At 64.0% G+C, this 6,593-nt stretch carries 9 protein-coding genes; 1 reads left to right on the top strand and 8 read right to left on the bottom strand.

The window, feature by feature from the left end:
- The 4 genes from WBF82_RS02720 to WBF82_RS02735 all read right to left on the bottom strand — a co-directional run.
- Positions 1-175 (bottom strand): SRPBCC family protein (locus WBF82_RS02720; RefSeq protein ID WP_424381569.1); only part of this gene is annotated, 175 nt, incomplete at its 3' end.
- A 27-nt stretch (positions 176-202) separates the two neighbouring features.
- Positions 203-658 carry an SRPBCC family protein gene (locus tag WBF82_RS02725; protein ID WP_424381564.1) on the bottom strand — a complete coding sequence of 152 codons (456 nt, stop codon included), beginning with the start codon at positions 656-658 and terminating at the stop codon, positions 203-205.
- A gap of 40 nt (positions 659-698) precedes the next feature.
- A complete protein-coding gene (locus tag WBF82_RS02730) occupies positions 699-1,772 on the bottom strand; it encodes a CaiB/BaiF CoA transferase family protein (protein WP_424381565.1) in 1,074 nt (357 codons plus the stop codon).
- Entirely contained in the window at positions 1,769-2,212 is a 444-nt protein-coding gene (locus WBF82_RS02735; protein ID WP_424381566.1) for an SRPBCC family protein, read from the bottom strand. Before WBF82_RS02735 ends, WBF82_RS02730 begins: the two co-directional genes overlap by 4 nt.
- 65 nt (positions 2,213-2,277) lie before the next feature.
- Between WBF82_RS02735 and WBF82_RS02740 the strand changes: the two genes are divergently transcribed.
- Positions 2,278-3,963, top strand: coding sequence for an alpha-keto acid decarboxylase family protein (locus tag WBF82_RS02740; RefSeq protein ID WP_424381570.1), 1,686 nt, complete (start codon positions 2,278-2,280; stop codon positions 3,961-3,963).
- On the opposite strand, the gene WBF82_RS02745 is transcribed toward WBF82_RS02740, so the two are convergent.
- The 4 genes from WBF82_RS02745 to WBF82_RS02760 all read right to left on the bottom strand — a co-directional run.
- Positions 3,872-4,105, bottom strand: a complete 234-nt coding sequence (locus tag WBF82_RS02745; protein ID WP_424381567.1) for a (2Fe-2S)-binding protein — start codon at positions 4,103-4,105, stop codon at positions 3,872-3,874. The genes WBF82_RS02740 and WBF82_RS02745 overlap by 92 nt on opposite strands.
- Positions 4,106-4,117: 12 nt before the next feature.
- Positions 4,118-4,726, bottom strand: coding sequence for a fatty-acid--CoA ligase (locus tag WBF82_RS02750; protein ID WP_424381571.1), 609 nt, complete (start codon positions 4,724-4,726; stop codon positions 4,118-4,120).
- Positions 4,727-4,743: 17 nt separating this feature from the next.
- A complete protein-coding gene (locus tag WBF82_RS02755) occupies positions 4,744-6,147 on the bottom strand; it encodes a FadD3 family acyl-CoA ligase (RefSeq protein ID WP_424381572.1) in 1,404 nt (467 codons plus the stop codon).
- A 32-nt stretch (positions 6,148-6,179) separates the two neighbouring features.
- On the bottom strand, positions 6,180-6,593 hold a 414-nt coding region (locus WBF82_RS02760; RefSeq protein WP_424381568.1), incomplete at its 5' end, for an amidohydrolase family protein.

Consider the following 6,593-nt stretch of genomic DNA (forward strand, 5'->3'; position numbering starts at 1 on the left):
CAATCCTGACCGTGACCTTCACATGGTGCGGGCGACCGTCGGGATAGTTGTCGATGACTTCGGCCCGTTTGTGAACCGAGGACCAGGACGGCACAGAGCCGACGTCGGCCAACGCCTCCAGAATCACCTCCGGCGGCGCGTCGATGAGGATCTCTCGCGATGCTTGTACGGCCACTACTAGCAAACTATCAACGCAGCCGCGTTATGTAAGGCGATCCGAACCAATGATGCCGATGACTTGGTCGCGCAATCCCTTGGTCGCGGCGTCCAATACGATTTCGCTCGCCCGCTTGACGACGAACCCGGGAACCGGTCCCGACGGTTCGACGGTGATGTCGAACCGCACCCGGGTCTTATCGACGCCCACCCGCTGCAGGTTGTATTCCACGTGTTGCCCACGCTGCTGGAAAGTGTTGTCGGCATCCCAGACCACCCAGTTGGGACCCCAGTGATATTCCAGGACCTCGTTGTCGACGAGCCCGAAGATTTTGATGGTGGCCTTCACGTGACGGGGCCGACCGTCGGCGTACCAGTCGAGGACCTCGACCCGTTTGTGTACCGGTGACCACTTCGCCAACGACCCGACGTCGGCCAACGCCTCCAGGATCACCTCCGGCGACGCGTCGATGAGGATCTCTCGCGATGCTCGTACGGCCACTAACCACCAAGCTAGCAAGCCGGGTCGGTAAACGGGCTGATTACCAGCCGATTTCGTCCAGCGGTGTCGTCGCAGGCGGCGGCGGCCCGACCGGTCCGGGCGGGGTGCGGGAGAACCGCGGTGCGGGCGCGGCCTGGTCGACACCGGCTCTGTTGATCACCGTCGCTCGTGCGGTCAGATGCGCGTCGGCGGCGGCTTCGCTCCACGTCAACACCGGAGTGACGCACGCGTCGGTGCCGGCGAATATCTCCGTCCACTCGTCGCGCGTCTTGCCGGCGAACCGGTCGGTGAAAACCTCGAACATCCGCGGGTACGAACCGATATCGAGCTGACCTGGCACCTCGTCGGCGGACAACCCCAGGCCGGCGAGTAACGCGGCGAAGAACTGCGGCTCGATCGCGCCCACGGCCACGTACTTACCGTCGGCGGTCTCGTAGCAACGATAGAACGGAGCCCCGCCGTCGAGCAGAAACGCTTCGCGCTCGTCACGCAGCGCCCCGGTCGACTTCATCGTCCACATCATCTGCGCGAGCACGCTGACGCCATCGACCATCGCGGCGTCCACCACCTGACCGATGCCCGATCGCTCTCGCTCGTAGAGCGCGGCCACGATGCCCAGCAGCACCAACATCGAACCGCCACCGAAGTCGGCGACCAGGTTCAGCGGCGGCATCGGTGGCCGGTCGCGGTGGCCCAGCGCCGACAGCGCCCCGGTTTGGGATAGGTAGTTGATGTCGTGGCCGGCGGTGCTGGCCCGGGGCCCGTCCTGTCCCCATCCGGTGATGCGCGCGAAGATCAGCCGCGGGTTGACCGCCGCGCAGTCGTCGGGGCCGATGCCGAGCCGCTCGCAGGTGCCGGGCCGAAAGCAGTCCAGCAGCACATCGGCCTTGGCAACCAGATCCAACAGGAGCTGCGGCCGGGTCTTGACATCCAAGTCGACGATCCGCTTCCCACGGTGCAGCAGGTCGCGATCCTCGGCCGGCATCGTCAGCCCGCCGGGACGGCGCACCCGCACCACATCGGCGCCCAGATCTGCAAGCACCATCGCGGCGTGCGGGCCCGGTCCGATGCCGCCAAGTTCGATGACTCGGACGCCGGCCAGTGGCCCGGTCAAGCGTTGCCCTTCATCTTCAGTACCCGCTTGCGCAGCTCCTTGGTCGCGGAATCGATCGTCCCCTTGACGGCGCGCTTGAGCACGAATCCTGGGAGCGGAACGTTCGGGTCGACTCTGATCTCCATCTTGACCAAGGTGCTATCACCCTGAGGGACCAACGTGTACTTGCCGTCCTGTGACTTCTGCTGTCCGGAGCTCACCAGCGTCCAGGTCACCTCATTGCCACTCCAGGTGTAGGCCACCACCTGTTCGTCGGTGATGCCCGCGGTCCTGACCTTCATCTTGACTTTGCTGGGCCTTCCGTCGTCTCCGGTCTCGAGGATTTCCGCGCTCTGATGAGGTTCCGACCACTCCGGCATCGCTTCGAAGTCGGCGATGACGTCCAGGATTTCCTCGGGGCTCGCCTCGATGACGATGTCCCGGGTTTCGTTGATTGCCATGCCCGGACGATAGCGAGGCGGCGCCGCGCGGACGGCGTTTTCGACCGCAGACGCGTACCGTCATCCTGGTGAGTGCTGCTCGTGAATACGCCTATACCGTTGGTGACTACCTGCTCGACCGCCTGGTAGAACTCGGGGTTACCGAGGTCTTCGGCGTCCCCGGCGACTACAACCTCGAATTCCTCGACCACATCGTCGCCCATCCCGATATCCGATGGGTCGGAAACGCCAACGAACTCAATGCCGGCTATGCGGCCGACGGATACGGTCGGCTACGTGGAATGTCCGCAGTGGTAACCACATTCGGTGTGGGCGAGCTTTCGGCAGCCAACGCGATCGCCGGCAGTTACGCCGAGCACGTGCCGGTAGTCCACATCGTCGGAGGACCTTCGAAAGACGCACAGGGCACCCGCCGGGCCCTGCATCACTCGCTGGGCGACGGCGATTTCGAGCACTTCTTCCGGGTAAGCCGCGAAATCACGTGTGCCCAAGCCAATCTCATGCCGGCAACGGCGACCAGGGAAATCGACCGAGTGCTATCCGAGGTGCGGGAGCAGCGGCGGCCCGGGTATCTGTTGCTGCCCACCGATGTGGCGCGCTTCGAAACCGAGCGGCCGACCACACCGTTGCCACGCTATACCGGTGGTACCAGCCCGCGGGCACTTGCTTTATTTACCCAAGCCGCAACCGAACTCATCGCCGACCACCAATTGACCGTGCTGGCTGATCTGTTGGTCCATCGGTTGAACGCCGTCGAGCAGCTCGAGGCGCTGCTGGCTGCCGACGTGGTGCCGCACGCCACGCTGATGTGGGGTAAGAGCCTCGTCGATGAGAGCGCGCCGACCTTTTTGGGTATCTATGCCGGGGCGGCCAGCGCCGAACCGGTGCGTCGCGCGATCGAAGAGGCGCCGGTGCTGGTGACCGCAGGAGTCGTGTTCACCGACATGGTCAGCGGCTTTTTCAGCCAGCGCATCGATCCGGTCAGAACCATCGACGTCGGAGTGCAGCAGAGCACGGTCGGCACTGCGGTGTTCGCGCCGTTGGAGATGGAAGCCGCGCTGGAGGCGCTGACATCGATTCTCGTTCGGCGCGGGATCATCTCCCCGCCGGTCGCCTCGACCTCCGACGGTGTGCCGTTGGATTTCCCCGATCGCCACGAGCCGCTTAGCCAAAAAGTGTTGTGGGACAGGTTTTGTCACGCGCTCACGCCCGGCAACGTGGTGCTGGCAGATCAGGGCACCTCGTTCTACGGCATGGCTACTCACCGTCTTCCCCGCGGCGTAACCTTCATCGGCCAGCCCCTATGGGGTTCGATCGGTTACACCCTTCCAGCCACCCTCGGCGCGGGACTCGCACATCGGGACCGCAGGCCCGTGCTGCTGATCGGCGATGGGGCCGCGCAGCTGACCGTCCAAGAGCTCGGCGTGTTCTCGCGGGAGGGACTGTCGCCGGTGATCGTGGTGGTCAACAACGACGGCTACACGGTCGAGCGGCTGATTCACGGAAAAGACGAGCCGTACAACGACATTGTCAGCTGGAGTTGGGCCGACATTCCCACCGCGCTCGGCGTGACCAATCACCTGACGTTTCGCGCTGAAACCTACGGCGAACTCGATGACGCCTTCGTCGCGGCAGCTGATCACCGCGACCGGATGGTGCTCATTGAGGCGGTTGTGCCGCGGCTGGACGCCCCGGATCTGTTGACTGATCTGGCCCAACCGACTTCTCCGGATGGCAGCCCGCGGCGATGAGCGAGTGCAGCGTGCGCCGGCAGCGGCCACAGTCGGAGCCCGCCCCGCACGATGCGGCGATCTGATTGGTCGTCGATGCCCCGCCAGCGATGGCGTCGGCCACCACTTGGCTGGTGATGCCGTTACACAGGCAGACGAACATCGAGTGATCCGCTCACCCGTCGATCCGGATCATGTCGAAGAACTTGCCCACAAACACCGGCGGGTAGGCACCCCTGCCGGCCCCGTCAATCCACGGGGCGGCGGGGTCAGGATGTGCGATCCATCGCCGCGCATGATCCTCGTCGTCGAGCTCCTGCAGGATCATCACCTCGTGCCCGTCGTCGAACGCCCGGAAAATCCAGGTCTTTCGGACACCCGCTGCGGCGAATCTGTTCAGTCCCGCGCGCACTTCCTCGGTCAGCATCGCCACGTCATCGACCGATGCCATCGCGGCGATCACCACGCCGGGGGCGGCCGGTTTCGACGGTGGTGACGTCTCGAAACGCTCGGTGACTTCGCCGGCGAAGACGGCTGGAATGTCTTCTACGCCAACCGCGTCAAACCATTCGAAGAACACCCGCGACCGCAGCAGTTCCACAATCGGCTCCCGGCTACGCACACCAATCGTCACCAGGACCCGTCCGTAGTCATGCGTCGACGTGTAGAGCAGCACGTGGTGCGCACCGATACCGGCGAGCGCCGATGTCCGGCTCTGCAGTAGCGGCCACACCCGTTCCGGGTTCGGCACCCGGTAGTCCGACGCGATGACCATCGAATGCATTTGCGGATCTGCGAATCTCACCGAAGTCGGTCCTTCATCACCTTGCCCGTGGCGTTCAACGGCAACTCGTCGAGAAACTCAACGTACCGTGGGGCCTTGAAACCGGCCATTCGATCGCGGCACCACGCGATCAAATCGCCCTCAGACACCGCGGCTTTCGGCACGACAAACGCCTTACCCACCTGGCCGAGTCGCTGATCGGGAACACCGATCACCGCGACCTGGGCAACCGCGGGGTGTTCCAGCATAAAACCCTCGATCTCAGCCGGGTAGGCGTTGAACCCGCCGACGATGAACATGTCCTTTTTACGCCCGTCGATCCGCAACCGACCGGATTTATCGAAGTTTCCCAAGTCACCGGTGTGCAGCCAGCCCTCGGCGTCAATCGCTTGCGCAGTGGCGGCCGAGTCGTCCAGGTAGCCCTGCATGACACCGTAGCCACGGACCAGCACCTCGCCGTCGTCAGCGATGCGCACCTCTACCCCGTCGCAGGGCAGGCCCGCCGTGGTGGCCACATTTTCGAAGGAATCGCCGGGCCGCGACAAGGTGACGTTGCCCGCCTCGGTAAGGCCATAACCGGTCATCAGCGTCTCGAACGGCAATTCGCCGTGTATGCGACGGACGAGTTCGACGGGGATGTCGGCGGCGCCGGTCACGCCTGCCCGCAAGGTGGACAGCCTGGCTTTGTCACGCACTGCCAGCAACGAATGGTAGAGCGTCGGCGGACCTGGCAGCATCGTAATTTGTTCGCGTTCAATGAGATCCACTACTGCGCCGACTTCGAAAACCGCGACCGGAAGCATCGTCGCGCCACGGAGGAAGGACGTGATGAGACCCGCTTTCAGACCGAACGTGTGGAAGTACGGGTTGATCTGTAGATAGCGGTCGCCCTCGCGTAGATCAGCCAGCGTCGCCCACTCGTCGTACATTCTTAGCGTTTGACGATGATTCATCATTGCACCCTTCGGGCGGCCGGTCGTGCCCGAGGTGAAGATGACGTCCGAGATATCGGTGCCGCTCACTTCCCGCTGGAAAGGGGAACCGCTGGAAAGGAAGTCAGATTTCAGTTCGATGAGTGGTATCCCCGCCGGGGCGGTGTAGTCCTGGCCGAGAAATCCCTTCTGCGCCAACACGGCCTTCGCTTTACTGCGGACGATGACATCGCCCGCTTCGTCGGCCTTGAATCGCGTGTTGACCGGCACCAGAACGCCGCCCGCGGTCAACAGCCCGAACGCCGCGATGATCCATTCCGCGGAATTCGGTGCCCAGATCGCGACGCGGTCTCCCTGAGCGATCCCCAGTGCGGCGAAAGCCCCTGCGGCGCAACGAATTCGCTCGACCAACTCCACAAAGCTGATACGCAGCGGACCGTCGACAATCGCTTCCGTGTCGCCGAAGCGGTCCGCCGCGCTCAAGACCATCTCGGGGATGGTCCGCCAAGGCAGCGCGTCCGTCACACCGTAACGAGACGAGACAGGTTGCCGCCCATGATCTTTGCCTGGTCGTCAACGGACAGGTGCGACAGCGCGTTGACGTAGAACGTCGGCTCCGCCAACCCTTCCGGGTGCGGCCAGTCCGAGCCGTAGAGCACCTGATCCACACCGACGAGGTTCACCAAATCGTCGATGCCGTCCTCGAAGAACGGGCTGACGTGGATGCGGTTCTTGACCATCTCGACGGGGTCGCTCGGGAAGGCCTCCGGGGCCTTCCGGAACACCTCGGCCAAGCCGTCCAGCAGCGGGGTCATCCACTTCGAACCGGCCTCGACGATCGCGACTTTGAGCTTGGGATGCCGGTACAGCGCGCCGTGAATCACCCACGACCCCACCGAGTCCTGGATCGGCCGCCACTCGTTGAGGATGCCCAT

Origin of the sequence: Mycobacterium sp., assembly GCF_049673265.1 — a bacterium.
Taxonomy (GTDB): domain Bacteria; phylum Actinomycetota; class Actinomycetes; order Mycobacteriales; family Mycobacteriaceae; genus Mycobacterium.